This window comes from Janthinobacterium sp. Mn2066 (genome assembly GCF_049319705.1).
In the GTDB taxonomy this organism is placed as follows: domain Bacteria; phylum Pseudomonadota; class Gammaproteobacteria; order Burkholderiales; family Burkholderiaceae_D; genus Janthinobacterium.
In genome coordinates this window covers 52697-73930 of sequence record NZ_JBMOUF010000010.1, presented here as the reverse complement: position 1 = coordinate 73930, position 21234 = coordinate 52697, and the positions used below count along the sequence as shown (strand labels likewise).

The window sequence follows — 21234 nt, the reverse complement described above, 5'->3', positions numbered from 1 at the left end:
ACAAGGAGAATCGATGAAGCATTTCAGAGTGTCATTTCTGGTGACATTTGTCTGCCTGGCCATCGCGGCCTGGTGGGGTTATACGCACGGCGGCGTCTCGGCCATGATGTCGGCGCTGGGTATCGCGGTGATCCTGGGGGTGATGGAAGTGTCGCTGTCGTTCGACAACGCGGTGGTCAATGCCTCCGTGCTCAAGACCTGGGACAAATTCTGGCAAAACCTGTTCCTGGGCGTGGGCATCATCATCGCCGTGTTCGGCATGCGCTTGCTGTTCCCGCTGGTGATCGTGGCGCAGGCGGCTGATTTGGGCCTGCTGCAAGTATGGGACCTGGCCTTGAGCGATCCGCAACAGTATTCGATGCACCTGACCAATCACCACGCAGAAGTGGCAGCCTTCGGCGGTATTTTCCTGCTGCTGGTGTTCCTGAACTTCTTGCTCGATGACGAGAAAGAAACCCACTGGCTGGGCCGCTTTGAAGAAAAGCTGGGCGCGCTGGGCAAGGTGTCGTCGATTTCCGTGATGATCGCGCTGGGCACGTTGATGGCCAGCCTGAGCATGATCGAGCCGGGCCAGAAACTGGTGGTGCTGACGGCCGGCTTGTGGGGCGTGCTGACGTATGTGGGCGTGGATGTGATCAGCGGCTTGCTGGAAGGCGACAACGGCAATGGCAATGTGGGCGACATCGTCAAGCGCGGCGGTATCGGCGGTTTCCTGTACCTGGAAGTGCTCGATGCCTCGTTCAGCTTTGACGGCGTGATCGGCGCGTTTGCCATCACCAAGGATGTCGTGATCATCATGCTGGGCCTGGCTATCGGTGCCATGTTCGTGCGTTCGATGACAGTGTTCCTGGTACGCAAGGGCACCCTGGACGAGTTCGTCTACCTGGAGCATGGCGCGCATTATGCGATCGGCATCCTGGCCCTGATCATGTTGGCCAGCATGAAGTTCCACATTCCCGAGATCTTCACGGGCCTGATCGGCGTGGCGTTTATTCTGGCTTCGCTGTGGTCGTCGATCCGCTACAAGCGTCGTATGGCTTTGCTGGAAGGCGAGCCGGAGCCAGCACTGGAAACGGCCAAGGCTTAATCGTAAGAAAACTGCGGCAAACGTTCACACCCGTTTGTCAGCGTGAGGCAGCAAGCGTCGCCGCCGGCCCGGTGAGTCGGGCCGGTGGAGGGCGCCAGGTGTTTTATTTCATAGAGGAGCAACACATCATGGCTATCAATCTGCAAAAAGGCGGCAACGTCAACCTGAGCAAGGAAGCACCTGGCATCGCCAAAATGATCATCGGCCTGGGCTGGGATGCGCGCGTCACCGATGGCGCCGCCTTCGACATCGACGGCTCGGCCTTCCTGCTGAAAGCCGACGGCAAGGTGCGTGCGGACATCGACATGATTTTTTATAACAACCTGAAGTCGAGTGATGGCGCCGTTACCCACACGGGCGACAACCGCACCGGCGCCGGCGATGGCGACGATGAAAGCGTGGTGGTCGACCTGGCCAGGGTGCCGGCCGACGTCGACAAGATCGCCGTTTGCGTGACCATCCACGACGCCGAAGCGCGCAAGCAAAACTTCGGCATGGTCTCGAAAGCTTATGTGCGCTGCGTCAATGAAAACGGCAACACGGAAATCGCCCGCTTCGACTTGTCGGAAGATGGCTCGACCGAAACGGCGATGGTCTTCGGCGAAATCTACCGCAATGGCGGCGATTGGAAATTCAAGGCCATCGGCCAGGGTTACAAGGGCGGCCTCGGCCCCCTCGCTGCCTCGTTCGGTGTGGGCGTTTAAGTTGTAATAGTTTTATCATCACCATCGTCAGGAAGGAGTTGTTGTATGCCAATTTTTAACGTGACCGGAGAGGTCGATCCGTTTTTGCATATCTCGCTGACCAAGGGCGAAAAGATTTATTGCGAATCCGATGCGATGGTGATGATGGAAACCAATCTGGAGCTGAAAGGCAAGATGACGGGTGGTATAGGCGCCGCGCTGATGCGTACCTTTGCCAATGGCGAATCGTTCTTCCAGCAGCATATCGAGGCTTTGCGCGGCGATGGCGATTGCTTGCTGTCGCCGATTTTGCCGGGCGCCATGCGTGTCTTGGACGTTGGTAGCCAACAATACATGATCAGCGATGGCGCTTTCGTGGCAGCCACCTCTGGCGTGGAATTGAAGGTGCGCACGCAAAGCCTGGGCAATGCGCTGTTTGCCCAGAGCGGTGGCTTTTTTATCACCGAGACGGCAGGCAGCGGCCAGCTGGCGGTGTCCGGCTTTGGCGCCATGTCCGAACTGGAAGTGACGCCTGGCAAGGATGTGGTGATCGATAACTCGCACGTGGTGTGCTGGGACAACCGCCTGCAATACGAAATTTCGATGACCACCGGCAGCAGCGGGGGCTTCCTGGGCAATCTGATCAATAGCCAGACCAGCGGCGAAGGCATCGTGCTGAAATTCAGGGGGACAGGGAAGATCCTTGTGTGCTCGCGCAACCGCGCAGCCTTCCTTGCCTGGACGCAAAGCAAAGCATCGTAATCAATACAGTGAATTGAAGGAGAAAAGAGAATGTCTGTTAATTTGAGCAAGGGCCAGAAGATATCCCTGGACAAGGAAGCTGGCGCCAGCCTGACCCGCATCACCATGGGCCTGGGCTGGGATTCGATCAAGACCAAGGGCTTTTTCGGCTTCGGCGCGAAAACCGAAGCGATCGACCTGGACGCTTCCTGCGTGCTGTTCGATGACACCAGCAAGCTGGCCGATATCGTCTGGTTCCGCCAGCTGAAAAGCCGCGACGGCAGCATTGTGCACACGGGCGACAACCGCACCGGCGCCGGCGATGGCGACGACGAGCAGATCAATGTCGACCTGACCAAAGTGCCGGCGCAGGTGAAGAGCCTGGTCTTCACCGTCAACAGTTTTACGGGCCAGAACTTCTCGCAGGTGGAAAATGCCTACTGCCGCATTGTCAATGCGGGCAACCAGCAGGAAATCGCGCGCTTCAACCTGTCGGTGCAAGGCGCCCACACGGCGCAGATCATGGCCAAGCTGTATCGCCATAACGGCGAATGGAAAATGCACGCGATCGGCGAAAACGGCAATGGCCGTACCTTTGACGATTTGATGCCACAGATCGCGGCGCATTTGTAAGGGGTAATCCCGAGGAGTAGTCCGCAGCGGGCGGGGACCGGACCGGATACCGGGCCTTGCCCGCTGCTCTTAGATTGAAGGAGAGTATGTTGTGATGCGTTTGCTGATAGCCCTGCTGCTTCCATGTCTGACGTTCTTTATGCTGGGGCGCCCGCTGGCCGGTGCTGCCACCCTGATCATGCAGTGCACTGTGATCGGCTGGGTGCCGGGGGCCCTGTGGGCCCTGCACACGGTGAACCAGCACAAGACGGAGCAGGAACTGGAAGGAGCCGTCAGCCGCAGCTACATGCGCAGGCGTAGCCGGGTGATCTGAGAACGGTCAAGCGGCACCATGCAAGCCCGCACAAGTGATTGTGCGGGCTTTTTTGCATGTCGAGGGGGCTGAACTCAGGCGAACAAGAATCGCTGGCACAGCAAAATCGCGGCGTTGTAGCCGGCGTGGGTCAGCATCGGCGCCAGCAAGGAGCCGCTGCGCTGGTAAGCGTAGCCTGTGCACAGGCCCAGCACGAACACGGGCAGCATCGAGGCGGGCGGATGGACGATGGCGAAGATGGCGGCGCTGATGGTGATCGCCTGCCAGGCGGGCAGCGAGCGGCGCAAGCCGCCCTGTATCAAGCCACGGAAGATGAATTCTTCGCACAGGGGCGCGGCCAGCAAGGTCAGGCCGGCCAGCCACAGCCAGTCCCGGTTCCAGCCGGCGGCATGCAGCAGCGGCGCGGCCGGCAGTTGACCGCTGGCCTGCAGGGCGTACAGATAGACGATGCCGCAGATGGCTGCCAGGCCTGCCGCCATGCCGGCCCGGCGCAGCGGCTGCTGGCCACCGAGCACGCGCGGCACGCCGGTCGTCTTGCTGCGCCAGTACAGCAGGCGCACCAGCACATAAGTCAGTCCGCCGGCGCCGCCGAAGGCCAGCGCGATGTGCAACATGCTGGGGGATTCCTTATTTTTGAGCAGCAGCAAGATCAGCACCTGCGCCACGAAGAACAGCATGGCGGCCATCAGGCCATCCGAAGCGGACACGCGGGCCGGCGGCGAAGCGGCGGGGTCAAGCAGATACGGTATCTGGTCGCGCGCTTTTTGCCATAGCGCCAGCGCCAGCGCGACTGTCAGCACCAGGAACACCAGCCGCTGCACCAGGCTGCCGGCCGACAGGGCGCCGATGTACAAGCCCGTCAGCAGCATGTACAGATACAGATAGGTAGGACGCACTTTTGCCTGCGCCTCGATGGCCAGCGGATCGCTGGCAAATACGCCCAGCGCCACGGCGATCACGCTATACAGGGCGATGCCGGCCAGCGCCAGCAGCATCAGGCCGGCCAAGTCCCAATGCCATTGCGGTATGAGTAGCAGGGTGGCGCCAAACAATATCAACGGATAGAGCATGGACAGCACGGCCCACAGCTGGGCTTTTTCCCGCAGCGCCTGTTCGACGGAAACGGGGAAGGTGTACAGCATCCACAACGAACCGCCTTCCTTGTTCAAGGTCTGGAAGGCGGACATCATCAGCGTGTAGGTGCCGAGGAAAAAACCGGTCGAGACCAGCAGGGCAGGTCTGTCCAGCAGCTCGCGGACATCTTGCAGGCGGCCCGTGAATATCACCTGGCTGCCCAGGATCACGAGTGGCAGCAGCAAGGTTTGCACGAAGAAGTTGCGGTCGCGTTTGAGCAGGCTCAATTCACGCCGCTGTATCACCGTGCCGAAACGCCAGCGGCTGGACGGTGGTGCTGCTACCTTGGAGGCCGTGCGCACGCTGGCACGCTGGCCGCTGCCGACGACGCCATCGCGCAGCTGGCGGCGCAGGATCAGCATGCCCAGCCACAGCAGCACGGCCACTTGCAACAGCAGCGCTGCGGCGGCCGGCACGGTGGGGCGGTTCAGCAGTTGCAGCACCAGGCCCGGCGGCGTCCACGCGCTCCAGGCGGGCATGGCGGCAGCCCAGCCGAGGGCAAAACCCTCGCGGCCCATGCCGAAGGACATGGCGATATACATGGGCAGCACGCCGACGATGGAAATCACGGCTTGCAAATTACCCAGGCTCGATGGCGACAGCGTCAGGCGCAATCCCGTATCGACCAGGGTGCGCAGCATGGCCGCTGCCAGCAACAGCAACAGGCTGAGGGCCAGTGCGGGCAAGGGCGCCAGCCAGCCATAACCGCCATACCAGGCGATCACGGCGGTCGGTGGCAGCAAGGCCACCAGGCCGACCGGATTGGCGATCGTGCGTTCAAACACGCGCGCCCATAGCAAGGTGGCTTTGGAGGCGGGCAGGGTGACCAGCCATTCCAGGTCCCAGTCCGGCCTGGACAGCTCGCCCGTGCCCAGCGGCAGCAACACGCTGATCAGCCACAGCAGACATAATTGCAGGCTCAGGCCTGCCAGCAGCGCCGTACTGAACGGTGTTCCCGTCAACTGGGCCGCGACGATGTCCATGCCGTCTCGTCCGTGGCAGTTGCCGACGGCGTCCAGCGCGCAATGCAGGTTCAGCACGCTCTGGTTGGCGATGTTGCCGAAGGAAAATAGCATCGACGCCAGCACCAGTGCGCTGACCAGCCACGTGCCGCGGCGCTTGCCGGCCGTGGCAGGGCGGGAGACGACGTCGGCTTGCTTGCGCTTGAACCTAAACCGTGCGCCGCCGGCATTGAGCATGCGCCGCAGGCGCAAACGGATCAGCAGCCAGGTGGCGCGCAAGGGCGTGACGGGCACGGTCTTCATTGCGCGGGCTCCGTCAATTGCAGGAAGAGTTCTTCCAGGCTGCCTTGGCTGGCCAGCTGCTGCCGGATATCGTCCAGGCTACCGGTGGCCGCCAGCGCGCCCTGGTGGATGATGGCGACCCGGCTGCAGAGTTTTTCAGCCATGTCCAGCAAGTGCGTGGAAACGAAAATGGTGGTGCCGGCGGCGGCGATGCGCAGCAGCCGTTCCTGCACCTCGCGCGAGGCGCGCGGGTCCAGTCCGTTGATCGGTTCATCGAGGATCAGCACGGCAGGATCGTGGATCAGCGCGCACGCCAGGCCCAGCTTCTTTTTCATGCCCAGCGAATAATTGACGGCGAAATCGTCACTTGCTTCATCGAGGCCGAATTCGCCCAGCAGGCGCGCCGTGCGCGTTGCTGCTTCCGCGCGCGAAAAGCCATGCATTTCGGCGACGAACTGCAGGATTTCGCGGCCGCGCAAATAATCATAAAAGATGGGATTGTCGGGTAAATAACCGACCTTGCGCTTGACGGCGGGGCCATCGCGGTGGCAATCGAGGCCATCGATCAGCACCCGGCCCGCGCTGGGCACCAGGATGCCCATCATCATGCGGATGGTGGTGGTCTTGCCGGCCCCATTGGGCCCCAGGAAGCCGAATACTTCTCCCTTGCCCACTTGCAGTGTGAGCGGCTTGAGCGCCTCGAAACTACCGTATTGCTTGGATAAACCTTCGAAGGCGATCATCTTGCATCCTAGAAAGAATAAATGGGTTGCAAGATAATAGCCTGCACTTAATTAGTTGCCAAATGCTTCTATCAACCGTTGTTGGCCCTTGGGTGTGATGCGCAGGGCGCGGCTGTCGAGCTCGCGTTCGGCCCAGCCCTGGCGCAGCGCCAGCTGCAAGATGGCGGCGCCCAATGCACCGCCGAGATGAAAGCGCCGCTCGCTCCAGTCCAGGCAGGGACAGGCAAAGCGGCGGCGCTGGCGCTGCAGCGCGGCAACGTCGATACCGAGGGCAGACATGGCGGTTGCGCCGGTTGGCGAGAGACGGTAATGGTTTTCCTCTGGCAGCAACCAGCCCCGCGCGCACAGCTGGTCGTGCAAGGTGACGGCCACCGTGCCGGCCATATGGTCGTAGCAGGTGCGCGCATGGCGCAAACGGTCCGGCGTACCGGGCATGAAGGGCTGGCGCGGTGCGCCGGCCACCACCAGCAGCGCTTCGAGCGCCTGGCCCACCTCGCTGCTGGCCAGCCGATAGTAACGGTGCTTGCCTTGCGCCACGACCGAGAGCAAGCCGTCGTCGCGCAAGCGGCCCAGATGCGCGCTGGCCGTCGAGGCGCCCACCTCCGCCAGCACCGACAATTCGGTGGCCGTGCGCGCATGGCCGTCCAGCAGCGCGCACAGCATGCGCGCGCGGGCCGGTTCGGCGATGGCGCCGGCCAGTTGCGCCAGGCTGGCATCGGCCGTGTGGGGAGCGCTGCTGTCATCCATGATTCGTTCCTGAGCGAAGTGTAGTCGTCATCTGGCCAGCATACTCGCGTCTTATCTTCATCGCAATGGAAACGCCATGTTCGCCAACGATCCTGCCCACCCGCTCGCCGCTGTCACGCATGCGGCGCCCTATGCGTATTATCGGCGCCTGGCGGAAGGCCCGCCGCTGCATTTCGACGCTCAGCTCGATTGCTGGCTGGCGACGGGAGCGGCCGGCGTACAAGCCGTGCTGGAGCATGTCGATTGCCGCGTGCGCCCACCGGGCATGGCGGTGCCGGAAAACCTGGCGGGCACGTCCTGCGGGGCGATCTTTGCCGAGCTGGTGCGCATGAATGACGGGGCGCGCCATGCTGTGCCGAAACAAGTGCTGGCTAGTATGCTGGGCCAGGTGGACCTGGCGCGCCTGCGTCACAGCACGCTGCAGATTGCCCGAGATCATCTCCCCACCGGTGCCGCCAGCCTGAATCAAGCCATGTTTGAATTACCGCTGTTTGGCATGGCAGGCTTGCTGGGCTTTGCGCCTGCGCAATGGCCGCAGCTGGCCAGCTGGACGCGTGACTTTGTGGCCTGTCTGTCGCCGCTGTCCAACAGCGATCAGCTGGCTGGCGCGCAGGTGGCTGCCGCATCGTTGTTGCAACGGTTTAAATTGTTGCTGGGTGAGTCCGTGCCGGACAGCTTGCTGGTCAATCTGATTGGCTTGCTGTCGCAAACCTGTGAAGCGACGGCTGGCCTGATCGGCAATGCCGTGCTGGCCTTGCGCCTGCAAACGGGTTTGCAGGCGCAACTGCAGGCCGACCCCAGTTTATGGCCAGCCATGCTGCGGGAAGTGAGCCGGCACGATCCGTCGATCCACAATACGCGCCGCCATACGGCATGTGCACTGGAAATCGGCGGGGCAGCCTTGCCGCAAGGACAGATGATATTGGTGCTGCTGGCCAGCGCCGGCCACGATGCCAGCGTGCATGCAGAGCCGGGCCACTTCATGCTGCAGCGTCCCGTTTCGCCCATCCTCGCGTATGGCCATGGACGACATGCCTGTCCGGGCCAGCAACTGGCGCAGACGATGGCGGCGGCGTGTCTGCAGGCCTGGGCCGATGTCCTCGCCGGCATGCCGCTGGCCTGGCGCTACCAGCCATCGTTGAATGCCCGCATACCCGTATTCATGGAAGGAGCAGCAGCATGATTGCCGTGATATCCGAAGTCTGGCCCAGTGCCGATGGGCGCGGGCATTATCTGGACCTGGCCGCATCCTTGCGCCCCTTGCTCGATGAAGTCGATGGTTTTATTTCCATCGAGCGCTTCAGCAGCCTGAGCGAGCCGGGCAAATTATTGTCGCTATCGTTCTTTCGCGATGAGGCGGCGCTGGTCCAATGGCGGCAGCTGGAAGCACATCGCGCGGCGCAGAGCGCGGGACGGCAGGGTGTGTTTGACGATTACCGGCTGCGCATCGCCAGCGTGGTGCGCGATTACGGCATGCAGGACCGGCAGCAGGCTCCGCCGGACAGCCGCCAGCGCCACCAGGCTTAGCGCTTAGCGTGTTTAGCGTGGTACGGCGTTCTGCGTAATCCTGACCTTTACCCGATAGACAGGCTCGGCCGCATTCATGGCGGGCGGGGTGTCCGGATCGACGTCGAGCAGGGTAAAGGTCAGGTGATTGACGGTGACGGAACTGGCGCCGCCGGGCATCGAGTCGGACAGGGTGATGTCGGTAGTGGCCGTCTTGCCGATCAGGCTAAAACTGTAGCTGACATAGCCCTTCCAGACGCAGACGGCGCCCTTGCGGCAGCGGCTGTCGTTGACGCGCTCCAGTTTCAGGGTATCGGTGGCCGTGATGGTCACTTGCTGGCCCGGTGTCAGTACTTGCGTCACCATGCGCGGGGTGTTTTCGGCATCGCTGGCGCTGCTGGGGGCACCGCAGCCGGCCAGCACGGCCAGGCAGGCGATGAATAGAGGCAAGACCAGGCGACGATAGGTGTGGCTCAGATAAGACATGTTTTTCCTTTCAGGTACTGATCGCTAAGGCGTCCTTGGCGTGCCCTGCACGCATAAGATTAAAATGATAATAACAAAATGTTATTTTTCAGGCGCTCTCCTGGCGCCATGCCGATGAATTGCGGCGCCGGCTACGCGGCGCCATGATTACTGCGTAGAATGGCTGTTTTGAAAATCAGGAAACAACCATGAAAAAAACCGACCTGGCCAAAAGCGATGCCAAGAAATTGATGGGAAAGATGCATGTTCCCGGCGCTGGCGCCTTCGGCAAGGAAGCGGCGGTCGTCGACCGCCGCGAGCAGCGCAAGCGCGACCAGGCCCTGGGCCTGGTGCCATTCGCTGTCAAGCTCAACAGCGAGCTGGTGTTGCAATTGCAAAACCTGGCCAAGGAGCGCGGCGTGGACTTGAATCAAGCCGTCGCTGAGGTGTTGACCAAGGGCCTCGCTGCAGCATAGCTGCAAGAAATATTGGCCTGTTGCTAAATATCGAAGAACAATGGAAAAGGCGCCTTGCGGCGCCTTTTTTACTGCGGCTTTGCTGCGTTGTTACATATACGCGGCCAGCGCGCCCTTCATTTTTTTCAATGCCGCCACTTCGATCTGGCGGATGCGTTCGGCCGATACGCCGAACTCTTCCGCCAGCGTATGCAAGGTGGCGCCCGAACCGTCGTCGTTGGCCAGCCAGCGCGCTTCGATGATGCGGCGCGAACGGTCATCGAGCTTGCCCAGCGCTGTTTCCAGGCCTTCCGATTGCAAACGCGTTACTTGTTCCGCTTCCAGTACCTTGGTCGGTTCGCTTTGCTCCGACGACAGGTAGGCGATCGGCGAAAACTTGTCATCTTCATCGTCGCTCGGCGATTCCAGCGCGATGTCGCGGCCGCTCAGGCGGGTTTCCATCTCGATCACTTCTTCGCGTTTCACATCGAGCAGCTTGGCCAGCGCATCGATCTGTTTCGGCGTCATCGCGTCCAGGCCCGTCTTGTGGCTGCGCAGATTGAAGAACAGCTTGCGCTGGGCTTTCGTCGTCGCCACTTTGACCAGGCGCCAGTTTTTCAGGATGTACTCATGCATCTCGGCTTTCACCCAGTGCATGGCGTACGACACCAGGCGCACGCCCTGGTTCGGGTCGAAACGCTTGACGGCTTTCATCAAACCAATATTGCCTTCCTGAATCAGGTCGGCGTGCGGCAAGCCATAACCGAGGTAGCCGCGGGCAATCGACACCACCAGGCGCAGATGCGACAGCACCAGCTCCTGGGCGGCACCCAGATCATTTTTTTCGCGCAGGCGCGTGGCCAGCGAGATTTCTTCTTCGTGGGTCAACATGGGCAGACGGTTCACGGCCGAAATATAGGCATCGATATTGCCCAGATTGCCGGTAAAACCGAGGCCCAGTGCATTACTCTTGCTCGGAACCAGTGCGGACATCGTCGTCATGTTTACTCCTCGTAGTCTTGCTTCGTTCCCTGTGGCCATGTGTTGTACATGGCGCCATTGTGTGTTCTGTCAGTTGCTGTATCTGATCGTGATGCTCTTGTTCTTGGCAGATGGCGCCACCATCTGATCTTGGTGGCATGACTGTTCTGCTAACGGTATGCCATATATTAGCACTCTCTGGTGATGAGTGCCAATCGGCTCCTCTAATCACCCTGATAGCCTAAATACTATGGCCCTGTGATACTTGATAATGAGACCACATGGCCCCTGCAAGCCCCAGCCTGGGCCGTTGTTGCATATGCCAGACACTTTTTGATGAAGCCAGTCTACGGGACTTGCCTGAAGCGAACCTTAAGAATACTTGCTAAATATCAAGTGAATTTATGGCAATGGATGGGGAGTATGGAGAGAGAAGGGCGGCGCCGGTAGTGCCGCCCTGTACAACAGATTTACAATGCCTAACAAAACCGTAGCGAGCGGATGAGAGTTGTGGCTGAGAAGCGGAGCCGTGCTTGCACGGGGCCGCCGAGGTAGTGAGCATCGCAGGCCGCAAATCTCGACGCGCAGAAGGTTTTGATAGGCGTTCTTAATTGACGCGCGCCAGGTGGCGCTGCACGCACAGGAAGGCGCCAATCAGGCCCAGGCCGGCGCTCATTGCCAGCAAGGCCGCCATCGGCAGCGGCGCCAGCGGCACCAGCTGGAATTCCGACGCATACAGGCGGGCAAACTCGGCAATCGCCGTATTCAATGGCCGCAAGGCCAGTGCCACGGCGCCCAGCGCCAGCACGCCTGCGCACAAGCCCAGCAGGGCGCCCGTGTAATAAAACGGCCGGTGGATGAACGTGTCGGTGGCGCCAATCAGCTTGGAGACGCTGATTTCATCGCGCTGCGTCATCACTTGCAGGCGAATGGTATTGAACACCACGGCAATCACGGCCGCACCCAGGGTAATGGCCAGCAACAGCAGCACCAGGCGCAGCACGCCCAGCAGGGCGGCAAGGCGCTTGACCCAGGCCGAATCGACTTGCACCGATTCCACACCGGGCAACTGGCGCAATTGTTCCGCTACCGCATCGACGTCTTGCGCTTCAGTGGCGCTGTTAAAAGCGTCCAGCTTCAGCACATAGCTGTCAGGCAAGGGATTGTCGCCCAGGGTATTCAAGACATCGGCCAGGCCGTTCTTGCTTTTCAGCGAGTCCAGCGCATCTTCGCGGGGGATGAAGACGATCTTGGCTTTCTTGTTACCCTGCACGATCTTGCGGATCTCGCCCGCCAGGCCCTTGGCCTGTTCACGTGGCGTATCGATTTTCAGGAACACGCTCATTTCCGGATCGACCGACATCTGTTCCGACATCGGGCGTACATTGTCGAGCATGGTCAAGCCGGCGAACGGCAGCGACAGGGCGATGGCCACCACGAACACGTTCAGCAAAAAGCCGCCCGGCGACTTGCGCAAATGAATCAGCGCCGAGCCCAGCGCAAAGCGGTGTTGACGGAACCAGCCTCTCATGGCGATTCTCCTTCCACGTTGCCGAAACCGGGGGCAAAGTTGGGATCGGGCGGCGCGAACACGGGGGCTTGCGTGGCTTTTTCGATGGAAATCAATTGACCGTTTTTCAGGTGGATCACGCGCGCGGCGGCGTCCAGCATCTGTTCATCGTGGCTGGAAATGAGGCAAGTTACCCCCACCGAATGAAAGGCTTTCAGGGCGTCGAGCACCTTGTCGGCGGCGGCGCGGTCCAGGTTGGCGGTCGGTTCGTCGGCCAGGATGATTTGTGGCCGGTTGACGATGGCGCGCGCGATCGAGACGCGCTGCTGTTCGCCGCCGGACAGCGACAGCGGGCGCGCCAGGGCGCGGTCCAGCAGGCCGACCTTGTCGAGCGCGGCGCGGGCGCGTTGCTCTGCAGCGACCTTGTGCGCGCCGACCACCAGCAGCGGCAACATGACGTTGGCCAGGATGGAGCGGTCGTTCAGCAGTTTTTGTTGCTGGAAGATCAGGCCCAGGTTACGGCGCAGGAAAGGTACGCCAGCCGGCTTGAGCTTGCCGATATCCTGGCCGTTGACGATCAGCTTGCCCGAGGTAGGGCGTTCCATGGCGGCGATCATTTTCAGCAGGGTGGACTTGCCGGCGCCCGAAGGCCCCGCTAAAAATACCAGCTCGCCTTTGGCAATGCTCAGCGAAATGTCGCTGAGCGCCACTGCGTCGGGGGAATATTGCTTTGAGACGTGCTGAAATTCAATCATGTAGGCTTATCCGAGCAGCGCTTCGACAAATTCGGCAGCCACGAAGGGCTGCAAGTCTTCAATTTTTTCACCGATGCCGATGAAATACACGGGCACGGGACGCACGCGGGCAATCGCCGCCAGCACGCCGCCCTTGGCGGTACCGTCCAGCTTGGTGATCACCAGGCCGCTCAACTGCAATGCATCATCGAAGGCCTTCACTTGCGTCAACGCATTCTGGCCTGTGTTGCCGTCGATGACAAGCAGGGTTTCGTGCGGTGCGCCATCCATGCCCTTGCCGATCACGCGCTTGATTTTCTTCAATTCTTCCATCAGGTGCAACTGGGTCGGCAGGCGGCCGGCCGTGTCGACCATCACCACGTCGATGCCGCGCGCTTTCGCCGATTGCACCGAGTCGTAGGCGACGGCGGCCGGATCGCCCGATTCCTGCGAGATCACGGTGACGTTATTGCGCTCGCCCCAGACCATCAATTGCTCGCGGGCAGCGGCGCGGAAGGTGTCGCCCGCAGCCAGCAAGACGGATTGGTTATTCGACTGCATATGCTTGGCCAGCTTGCCGATGGTGGTGGTCTTGCCGGCGCCGTTGACGCCGGAAATCATCATCACCAAGGGTTTGTGGCGACCCAGCTCGAAGCGCTTTTCCAGCGGGATCAACAGTTCGATCAGCAGCGCCTTCAAGGCGGCCTTGACCTGGGCTGCATCGAGCAGCTTGTCTTCCTTGACCTTTTTCTTCAAGGCCGTGAGCAGATAGTCGGTGGCGTCGATGCCGGCGTCGGACATCAGCAGCGCCGCTTCCAGCTCTTCATACAGCGCATCGTCGATCTTCGCGCCCACGAACAGCACCGACAAGGTGGACGAGGTCTTCGACAGGCCCGCTTTCAGGCGCGCCATCCACGATTTTTTCTCCGGCTCGACCGCAATGATCGCGGGTACAAGCTCGGCCGGGGCGCCGCTCAGGCTGGCGGCGGAAGGTGGGCTGGGCGGTGTGGCGGCAGGCGGCGGCGCGGGCACAGCGGCGGGCGCAGCTTCAGGGGCTACAGGTTTTTTCTTGAAGAAACTAAACATGGATAGATGGTGGCGGGTGCTTACGCTAGGCCCGGCGGCGCCGGACACTTTGACTGGCTATTCTACCAGAGCGCGCAGCGGCCTACCTTCTTTACTGTTTGATTAGCAACATTGCACGCTCCCTTCCTGCGCGTCGACCCAGTCGCTGAATAAATAGCTGAATCCGATTGAAAGTTGCCTGCGTATAAGTTTGTGAACTCCCGGAACACGTATTGACATAGGTCAATAATTATCTGACTATTAACTATCAATGCAGCCTATCTTGTCCGGGACCAACATGACACAGGTGCTTATATGAAAATCGCGGTCGTCGGAGCGGGAATTGCAGGGCTGTCATGTGCGTATCGCCTGGCGCAAGAAGGCCAGGATGTCACCTTGTATGAAGCGGGTGATTATTTTGGCGGTCACAGCCACACGGTCGATGTCACCCTCGATGGCGTCACGCATGGCGTCGATACGGGTTTCCTGGTGTTTAACCACGCCACCTATCCTAACCTGGTGCAGCTGTTCGACGAGCTTGGCGTCGAGGCGGCCGACAGCGACATGTCGTTTTCCGTCAAGATGCCTTTGGGCAGCGCACCGGGGGCGCGCGTGCTGGAATGGGCGGGCGCCAATCTCGATACCGTGTTTGCCCAGCGCAGCAACCTGCTGCGGCCCGCTTTCCTGCGCATGTTGCGCGACATTTTACGCTTCAACCGCCAGGCCAGCGCGATTGCCACGGCGCAGCTGCCGGCGCCCGCCATCAGCCTCGGCGATTTTCTCGACCTGCATGGCTATGGCAGCGAATTTCGCCACTGGTACTTGCTGCCGATGGCTGCCTGCATCTGGTCTTGTCCGGCGCGCCAGATGCTGGCCTTCCCGCTGGCCACTTTCATCCGCTTTTGCCATAACCACGGCTTGCTGCAAGTCAATGACCGGCCCCAGTGGCGCACGGTGCGTGGCGGCTCGCGCGTGTATGTGGAAAAACTGTTGGCAGGCATACCGCAGCAGCGCCTGGCTTGCCCCGTGCTGGGCGTGCGCCGCCAGCAGCACGGCGGCGCGCGCACGGTTGAACTGCTGACGGCGCACGGTGTCGAACATGTCGATCAGGTGGTGCTGGCTTGCCATAGCGACCAGTCGCTGGCCTTGTTGTCGGACGTGCGCGACGATGAACGTAAAGTGCTGCAAGCCGTGCGCTACCAGCCTAACCGCGCTGTGCTGCATACGGATGCCTCCTGCCTGCCGCAACGGCGCCGTGCCTGGTCGGCCTGGAATTACCAGGGCCGTCCGGCCGTGGAAGAGGGCGAGGCGCCGCAAGTGTGCGTGCATTATCTGTTGAACCAGTTGCAGCCCTTGCCCTTCAGCACGCCTGTGATGGTGTCGCTCAACCCGCTCGATGAACCGGATCCGTCCAAGGTCATCGCCGAATTTTCCTATGCGCATCCGGTGTTCGACGGCGCGGCCATCGCGGCGCAAAAGCGCCTGGCCAGTTTCCAGGGCATGCAACATACCTGGTTTGCGGGCGCCTGGACCGGTTACGGCTTCCATGAAGATGGCTTGAAATCGGGCCTGGCCGTGGCGGCTACCCTGGCCAGCATGGCGGCGGCGGAGCTGGGCCATGCCGCGTGATCCATCCTTGCCCGTGACGGCGCAGCCGCAGCTGTGCCTGGGGCAAGTGCGCCATACGCGCTTGCGGCCGCGCCGGCATTTCTTTAGTTACGGCATTTATTACTTGCGTTTGCCCCTGCGCAGCATGGGAAATGTCGACTTCGATGCGCGCCTGATCTCGCGCAATGGCGCCAACCTGCTGTCGTTTCGCGATAGCGACCATGGCGATGGCGCCACGCCCTTGCTGGACTGGATCGATGGTCTGCTGCAGGAACACGACGTGACGGACGCCGACGGCGAAATCTGGCTGCAAACCATGCCGCGCGTGTTCGGTTACGTCTTCAATCCCGTCAGTTTCTGGTTTTGCCACCGTGCCGATGGTGCGCTGCGCGCCGTGCTGTGCGATGTGCGCAATACCTTTGGCGAACGCCATCTGTATCTGCTCGACCATGGCGCAGCGATTGCCTATGGCAGCGAATTGCGCGCCAACAAAATCTTTCACGTTTCGCCCTTTTGCAAGGTCGAGGGCAACTACCGTTTCCGTTTTCTGCGCAGCAAGCATGGCGCGGGGCAGGGCGAACGCCACCTGGCCTGCGTCGATTACGACGACGCCAGCGGCCCCTTGCTGCAAACCAGCTTGTCCGGCATCGCCGTGCCCTTGCGCGATGGCGCGCTGGGCCGCGCCCTGCTGCGTTATCCGCTGATGACATTCGGCGTGATGGCCCGTATCCACTGGCAGGCGTTGCGGCTGTGGCTGCGGCGCGTGCCGTTTTTCAGCAAACCCCATCCTCCCCAGGAAAAGCTGTCACGATGAAAGGTGTACGATGAATACGAAATCCCTGCCCAATGGCTTGCATGTGCGCAGCGGCGCATCGTACGAGCACCTGGAATTGCCTGCACCGGCGCGCATGATTTTGTCCCTGCTCGACAAGTTGAAATTTGGCGCCTTGCGCCTGCGCACGCCCGATGGCACCGTACTGGTGTATGGCGACGGTAGCGTGCCCATTCACCTGGATTTGCATAACTGGAATATATGTTCGGCCGTCTTGCGCTCCGGCGACATCGGTTTTGCGGAAACTTTTATTGCCGGCGACTGGCGCACGGATAATCTGCCCGGCCTGATCGAGCTGATGATACGCAACCGCGCGCAGATCGAAGCGCTGATCTATGGCAGCTGGTGGGGCAACCTGCTGTATCGATTGCGCCATCTGCTGCACCGCAATTCGCGCGCGGGCAGCAAGAAAAACATCCACGCCCATTACGACATCGGCAATGCCTTTTATCAATTATGGCTGGACCCGTCGATGACCTATTCCAGCGCCCTGTTCAGCGAGGGCGATAGCCTGGAGCACGCGCAACTGGCGAAATACCGGCGCATCGCCGACCAGCTGCAATTGCCGCCTGGCGCACAAGTGCTGGAAATCGGCTGTGGCTGGGGTGGTTTTGCGGAAACGGCGGCACGCGAGCAGGGCGCCCACATTACCGGATTAACCTTGTCTACCGAGCAACTGGCCTATGCGCGCGCGCGCCTGCAGGACGCCGGCCTGGCCGGGCAAGCCGATTTGCAACTGTGCGATTACCGCGACAGTGCCGGCCAGTACGACGCGATCGCCTCGATAGAAATGTTTGAAGCCGTGGGGCAAAGTTACTGGCCGGGCTATTTTGAGTGTGTCGCGCGCAATCTGAAACCGGGCGGGCGCGCCTGCATCCAGACCATCGTCATCGCCGACGAATTGTTTGAGCGCTACAGCAAGAGCACCGATTTTATTCAGCAATACATTTTCCCGGGCGGCATGCTGCCATCGCCAGCCGAGTTTCGCCGCGGCGCCGAAGCGCAGGGCTTGCGCGTGGTCGACGCCTTTAGCTTCGGCCTCGATTACGCGGAAACCCTGCGCCAGTGGCGGGCCAGTTTCCTGGCCCAGCGCGTGGCGCTGGAAAAGCAGGGTTTTGATGGCCGTTTCCTGCTGACCTGGGAATTTTATCTGGCCTATTGCGAGGCGGCCTTTCAGGCTCATAATACGGATGTCATGCAATTTACCCTGCTGAAAGGATGACCATGCGCCGTTTGCTGTCCGTGTTTTTGTTTTCCTGCTCCGTGTTGTCGGTATCGGCCCATGCCGCGCCGCCGGCAAGCCCCTCATCGCCTGCCGCTTTTATCAGTGCCGACGTGCCCGAAGCCCGCCTGGCGGGCGAGGGCGACTATACCTGGTTTGGCATGCGTATTTACAACGCGCAACTATGGGTAGGGCCGCAAGGCTATCAGGGCCTGGTCTCGGCCACCGCACCGTTCGTGCTGGAACTGCGTTATGCGCGCGGACTCGACGGCAGCAAGATTGCCGAGGCCAGCTATGAACAGATGCAGAAAATCCAGGCCGGCACGGAAGCGCAGCGCCTGGAATGGCTGCGTACCATGCAGCGCATCTTCCCGGACGTCAAGCAAGGCCAGCGCATCGCCGGCGCCTACCGGGCTGGCGTGGCGCCTGGCGTACGCTTTTATCTGGACGGCAAGGTGATGGCCGATGTGACCGATGGCGATTTTGCGCGCGCCTTCTTCTCTATCTGGCTCTCGCCCGACACCACGGCGCCCAAACTGCGTAGCGCCCTGCTGCAGAATGCGCTACCGCAGGCGTCTGCCTTGCCATGAGTACGTCATGAGCGCGCCAGGCAGTCCGCTGGCGCTGCCTGCCGTGTTCTCGTATGGCCTGTTTGGCCTGCCGCTGGCCATGCTGGCCTTGCCCATCTATATATATGTTGCGCCGTTTTATACGCAGCGCAGCAGCCTGGGGCTGGCGCAGATCGGCGCCGTGCTGCTGGCGGCGCGGATTGCCGCCGCCTTCATCGATCCGGCCCTGGGCGCCTGGATCGCCCGTGGCACGCGCAGCTATCCTGCGTGTATCGCGCTGGCCCTGCCTTTGCTGTTGCTGGGCTTTGGCGCCCTGTTTCATCCACCGGCACTGTCCGAAGGCGCTACCCTGGCCTGGTTCCTGGTCGCCTTGCTGCTGGTGTATGCCGCTTACGGCCTGGCCAGCATCGCGCACCAGAGCTGGGGGGCGGCGCTGAGCCAGGCGCTGGCCCAGCGTTCCCGCGTGACGGCCGTGCGCGAAGGCTGCGGCTTGCTGGGGGTGGTGCTGGCGGCCGGGCTGACTTCCGTGCTCGGTTATGAAGGCCTGTCGCTGGTGTTTGCCGTCTGCCTGCTCGCCTGCGGTGCGGTATTGCTGCGCTACGGACCCCGTCCGCCGCAGCGGGTCGCCTCCCTGACCATGCCGGCCACTTCGTGGCGCGTGCCTTTTCGCCAGCGTGCTTTCCGGCATGTGTTTGCTGTCCTGCTGATCAACGGCGTGGCGGCTGCCATCCCCGCCACCCTGTTCCTGTTCTTTGCCGGCGACTATCTGCATCTCGGTTCCTATGCCGGCCTGTTCCTGATCGTGTATTTCTGTGCGGCCGCCGCCTCGATGCCGCTGTGGGTAGCGCTGGCCCGCCGGTATGGCGAGGCACGCGCCTGGTCGGCCAGCATGTTGCTCGCTGCACTGGTGTTTGTCTGGGCCTACGCACTGGGGGCCGGGGCAATGTGGGGTTTTGGCGCCATCTGCCTGTTGTCCGGGCTGGCGCTGGGCGCCGACCTGGCCTTGCCTTCCGCCTTGCTGGCGGGCCTGATTGGTGCTGCCGGTCAGGCGGGCCGGCATGAAGCGGCGTATTTCGGCTGGTGGAACTGGGGTGTGCAGATGAGCCTGGCATTGGCTGCCGGCATCGCCTTGCCCCTGCTGGCCTGGCTCGGTTATGTGCCGGGGCAGGGCGGCGGGCTGCCAGCCCTGTCCGCCGCCTATGCCTTGCTGCCCTGCATTTTGAAGGTGGCCGCCGCGGTGCTGCTGTGGCGCGCGCCGCTACAACATATATATAAGGAGATCAGACTCCATGAACCGCAAGATCGATAGCTGGGTGGGGAAGCGGGTGTGGATCATCGGCGCGTCCACCGGCATCGGCGCCGCCTGCGCCAGCCTGTTGCTGGAGCAGGGCGCCAGCGTGGCCCTGTCGGCGCGCCACCGCAGCAAGCTGGAGCAATTGTGCGCAGGCCAGCCGCTGGCGCTGGCCCTGCCGCTCGATATCACCGAGCCTGTGCAAGTGCAGGCCGTGTGCGCCACCCTGCAGCAGCAATGGTCGCGCATCGATCTGGTGCTGGTGGTGGCCGGTGGCTATACCGCCATGCGCGCCGACGATTTTGATTTGGCGCAAGCGCAGAGCTTGATGGACTTGAATGTGGGCGGCGTATTTGCTTGTCTGGCGCCAGTCTTGCCGCTGCTGCTGAAGCAGGGCGCGGGTGGCATCGGTATTGTCGCTTCAGTGGCCGGTTACGGCGGCTTGCCCAAGGCGCTAGTCTATGGCGCCAGCAAGGCGGCGCTGATCAACCTGACGGAATCACTGTACCTGGACCTGCATCCGCGCGGCATCGATGTGTACCAGATCAATCCCGGTTTCGTCGATACGCCTTTGACCGCCGGCAATGATTTCAAGATGCCGGCCCTGATGACGGCGCACGATGCGGCGTCTGCCATGCTGCGCGGCATCGAGCGGGGCCAGTTTCATATCCATTTCCCGAAACGTTTTACGAACAGCATGCGCCTGGCGCGCCTGTTGCCGTATCGCGCGTATTTTTGGCTGATCAACAAGGTGACAGGCTTATGAGCATGGACTTGACCGCATCGCCGCTTGAGGGCGAGCACGCCCTTGCGCGCCTGGTGGCATTTTATGAAAACCTGCGCCTGGAAAACCTGGCCCAGCTGGGCGCCGTGTACGCGCCAGACGCCAGTTTCAAGGATCCTTTCAATGAAGTGCAGGGCCATGCGGCCATCCTGGCTATCTTTGAACACATGTTCGTGCAAGTCGATGGCCCCCGCTTCATCGTGCTTGAAAGCATGCAGCAGAATGGGCAGGCGTTCCTGACCTGGGAATTCCGCTTCCGCATGCGGCGCTTTGTGTCGGGAGAGCAGTGTGTGCGTGGGGCAACGCACGTGCGTTTCGATGCGCAGGGCCGGGTATTGCTGCATCGGGACTATTGGGACGTGGCCGAGGAGCTGTATCAGAAACTGCCGCTCCTCGGCGGCTTGATGCGCTGGCTGCGGCGCGCAGGCCAGCGCTAGCGCGGCAGGCGGCGTTGGAATTTCCTCAAAGAAAAAGACAATCTTGTCAGACTGGCTAATGAAATGCGGAGCCGCACGCGCAATGTCGTTTTTCCGACACAAGAAAAGCCTGATATTTAGAAAGCAAGTTTGTAAGAAATTGTTTCAATTGGCGCGAAATTTACCAGCAACAGTCGTTGCCAGCAGCCTCAGGCCAGGTCGCGGCGGCCGGCAGCGCGGGGCAGGAAAACATTTCTAGAGCGGCAATTTAAATTACCGAAGAGTCAGTAATTCACTTATGACTCTGTCACTGTCTGCCGCTTGTATGTCAACGCCAAAATAACCCACTACGCCCCTGAATAAGGCGCCGATGCACCAAATTGGGGCGCACCGTTGCGCATTTTTGGACGGTCGGCAGCAAAGATTCGGGATGCGGTGTATGCTTCGTCCCGTTTATCCATTATCACCTTA

General features: G+C 61.3%; 23 protein-coding genes. 15 read left to right on the top strand and 8 right to left on the bottom strand.

What is annotated here, in order from left to right; all coding sequences use genetic code 11:
- Window positions 1-13 precede the first annotated feature (13 nt).
- The 5 genes from ACL9RI_RS19725 to ACL9RI_RS19705 all read left to right on the top strand — a co-directional run bounded on the left by ACL9RI_RS19725 (window position 14) and on the right by ACL9RI_RS19705 (window position 3457).
- Window positions 14-1087: a DUF475 domain-containing protein gene (locus ACL9RI_RS19725; RefSeq protein ID WP_422728196.1), complete on the top strand. Its 1074-nt coding sequence runs from the start codon at window positions 14-16 to the stop codon at window positions 1085-1087.
- A 128-nt stretch (window positions 1088-1215) separates the two neighbouring features.
- On the top strand, window positions 1216-1791 hold the full coding sequence (locus tag ACL9RI_RS19720; RefSeq protein ID WP_422728195.1) for a TerD family protein: 576 nt from the start codon (window positions 1216-1218) through the stop codon (window positions 1789-1791).
- A gap of 45 nt (window positions 1792-1836) precedes the next feature.
- On the top strand, window positions 1837-2532 hold the full coding sequence (locus ACL9RI_RS19715) for a TIGR00266 family protein (protein WP_422728194.1): 696 nt from the start codon (window positions 1837-1839) through the stop codon (window positions 2530-2532).
- 30 nt (window positions 2533-2562) lie between these two features.
- Window positions 2563-3144 carry a TerD family protein gene (locus tag ACL9RI_RS19710; protein WP_422728193.1) on the top strand — a complete coding sequence of 194 codons (582 nt, stop codon included), beginning with the start codon at window positions 2563-2565 and terminating at the stop codon, window positions 3142-3144.
- 94 nt (window positions 3145-3238) lie between these two features.
- Window positions 3239-3457, top strand: coding sequence for a YqaE/Pmp3 family membrane protein (locus ACL9RI_RS19705; protein WP_422728192.1), 219 nt, complete (start codon window positions 3239-3241; stop codon window positions 3455-3457).
- Window positions 3458-3531: 74 nt separating this feature from the next.
- Here the strand turns inward: ACL9RI_RS19705 and ACL9RI_RS19700 are convergent, their stop codons facing one another.
- Genes ACL9RI_RS19700 through ACL9RI_RS19690 form a run of 3 tightly spaced genes read right to left on the bottom strand, consistent with a single transcriptional unit; the run spans window position 3532 to window position 7325 of the window.
- Window positions 3532-5856, bottom strand: a complete 2325-nt coding sequence (locus ACL9RI_RS19700) for a lysostaphin resistance A-like protein (protein ID WP_422728191.1) — start codon at window positions 5854-5856, stop codon at window positions 3532-3534.
- Window positions 5853-6578, bottom strand: coding sequence for an ABC transporter ATP-binding protein (locus tag ACL9RI_RS19695; protein ID WP_422728190.1), 726 nt, complete (start codon window positions 6576-6578; stop codon window positions 5853-5855). The genes ACL9RI_RS19700 and ACL9RI_RS19695 overlap by 4 nt, the downstream gene beginning before the upstream one ends.
- Window positions 6579-6629: 51 nt before the next feature.
- Entirely contained in the window at window positions 6630-7325 is a 696-nt protein-coding gene (locus ACL9RI_RS19690) for an ArsR/SmtB family transcription factor (protein ID WP_422728189.1), read from the bottom strand.
- A gap of 76 nt (window positions 7326-7401) precedes the next feature.
- Here ACL9RI_RS19690 and ACL9RI_RS19685 point away from each other — a divergent pair, with 76 nt between their 5' ends.
- Both ACL9RI_RS19685 and ACL9RI_RS19680 read left to right on the top strand, forming a co-directional pair.
- On the top strand, window positions 7402-8508 hold the full coding sequence (locus tag ACL9RI_RS19685; RefSeq protein ID WP_422728188.1) for a cytochrome P450: 1107 nt from the start codon (window positions 7402-7404) through the stop codon (window positions 8506-8508).
- Complete coding sequence (locus tag ACL9RI_RS19680; protein ID WP_422728187.1) at window positions 8505-8852, top strand: antibiotic biosynthesis monooxygenase family protein; 348 nt, start codon at window positions 8505-8507, stop codon at window positions 8850-8852. Before ACL9RI_RS19685 ends, ACL9RI_RS19680 begins: the two co-directional genes overlap by 4 nt.
- A gap of 12 nt (window positions 8853-8864) precedes the next feature.
- Here the strand turns inward: ACL9RI_RS19680 and ACL9RI_RS19675 are convergent, their stop codons facing one another.
- The gene (locus ACL9RI_RS19675; RefSeq protein WP_422728186.1) at window positions 8865-9317 is read right to left on the bottom strand and encodes a hypothetical protein; all 453 of its coding nucleotides are present in this window, start codon (window positions 9315-9317) and stop codon (window positions 8865-8867) included.
- A gap of 188 nt (window positions 9318-9505) precedes the next feature.
- Between ACL9RI_RS19675 and ACL9RI_RS19670 the strand changes: the two genes are divergently transcribed.
- A complete protein-coding gene (locus ACL9RI_RS19670) occupies window positions 9506-9772 on the top strand; it encodes a hypothetical protein (protein WP_422728185.1) in 267 nt (88 codons plus the stop codon).
- Window positions 9773-9862: 90 nt separating this feature from the next.
- On the opposite strand, the gene rpoH is transcribed toward ACL9RI_RS19670, so the two are convergent.
- The 4 genes from rpoH to ftsY form a co-directional block, all read right to left on the bottom strand.
- Complete coding sequence (gene rpoH, locus ACL9RI_RS19665; protein ID WP_422728184.1) at window positions 9863-10753, bottom strand: RNA polymerase sigma factor RpoH; 891 nt, start codon at window positions 10751-10753, stop codon at window positions 9863-9865.
- Between the two features lie 586 nt (window positions 10754-11339).
- Window positions 11340-12263 carry a permease-like cell division protein FtsX gene (ftsX, locus tag ACL9RI_RS19660; protein WP_422728183.1) on the bottom strand — a complete coding sequence of 308 codons (924 nt, stop codon included), beginning with the start codon at window positions 12261-12263 and terminating at the stop codon, window positions 11340-11342.
- Complete coding sequence (locus tag ACL9RI_RS19655) at window positions 12260-12997, bottom strand: cell division ATP-binding protein FtsE (RefSeq protein WP_422728182.1); 738 nt, start codon at window positions 12995-12997, stop codon at window positions 12260-12262. The genes ftsX and ACL9RI_RS19655 overlap by 4 nt, the downstream gene beginning before the upstream one ends.
- A 6-nt stretch (window positions 12998-13003) precedes the next feature.
- Window positions 13004-14062: a signal recognition particle-docking protein FtsY gene (gene ftsY / locus ACL9RI_RS19650; protein WP_422728181.1), complete on the bottom strand. Its 1059-nt coding sequence runs from the start codon at window positions 14060-14062 to the stop codon at window positions 13004-13006.
- Between the two features lie 294 nt (window positions 14063-14356).
- Between ftsY and ACL9RI_RS19645 the strand changes: the two genes are divergently transcribed.
- The 7 genes from ACL9RI_RS19645 to ACL9RI_RS19615 are packed head-to-tail and all read left to right on the top strand — an operon-like array spanning window position 14357 to window position 20784.
- Window positions 14357-15670, top strand: a complete 1314-nt coding sequence (locus ACL9RI_RS19645; RefSeq protein ID WP_422728180.1) for an NAD(P)/FAD-dependent oxidoreductase — start codon at window positions 14357-14359, stop codon at window positions 15668-15670.
- Window positions 15660-16463, top strand: a complete 804-nt coding sequence (locus tag ACL9RI_RS19640; RefSeq protein WP_422728179.1) for a DUF1365 domain-containing protein — start codon at window positions 15660-15662, stop codon at window positions 16461-16463. The genes ACL9RI_RS19645 and ACL9RI_RS19640 overlap by 11 nt, the downstream gene beginning before the upstream one ends.
- A 10-nt stretch (window positions 16464-16473) precedes the next feature.
- Window positions 16474-17703 carry a class I SAM-dependent methyltransferase gene (locus ACL9RI_RS19635; protein ID WP_422728178.1) on the top strand — a complete coding sequence of 410 codons (1230 nt, stop codon included), beginning with the start codon at window positions 16474-16476 and terminating at the stop codon, window positions 17701-17703.
- A 2-nt stretch (window positions 17704-17705) separates the two neighbouring features.
- Complete coding sequence (locus ACL9RI_RS19630) at window positions 17706-18293, top strand: chalcone isomerase family protein (protein ID WP_422728177.1); 588 nt, start codon at window positions 17706-17708, stop codon at window positions 18291-18293.
- 7 nt (window positions 18294-18300) lie between these two features.
- Complete coding sequence (locus tag ACL9RI_RS19625; protein WP_422728176.1) at window positions 18301-19581, top strand: MFS transporter; 1281 nt, start codon at window positions 18301-18303, stop codon at window positions 19579-19581.
- Window positions 19562-20329: an SDR family NAD(P)-dependent oxidoreductase gene (locus ACL9RI_RS19620; protein ID WP_422728175.1), complete on the top strand. Its 768-nt coding sequence runs from the start codon at window positions 19562-19564 to the stop codon at window positions 20327-20329. The genes ACL9RI_RS19625 and ACL9RI_RS19620 overlap by 20 nt, the downstream gene beginning before the upstream one ends.
- Complete coding sequence (locus tag ACL9RI_RS19615; RefSeq protein ID WP_422728174.1) at window positions 20326-20784, top strand: nuclear transport factor 2 family protein; 459 nt, start codon at window positions 20326-20328, stop codon at window positions 20782-20784. The genes ACL9RI_RS19620 and ACL9RI_RS19615 overlap by 4 nt, the downstream gene beginning before the upstream one ends.
- Window positions 20785-21234 lie beyond the last annotated feature (450 nt).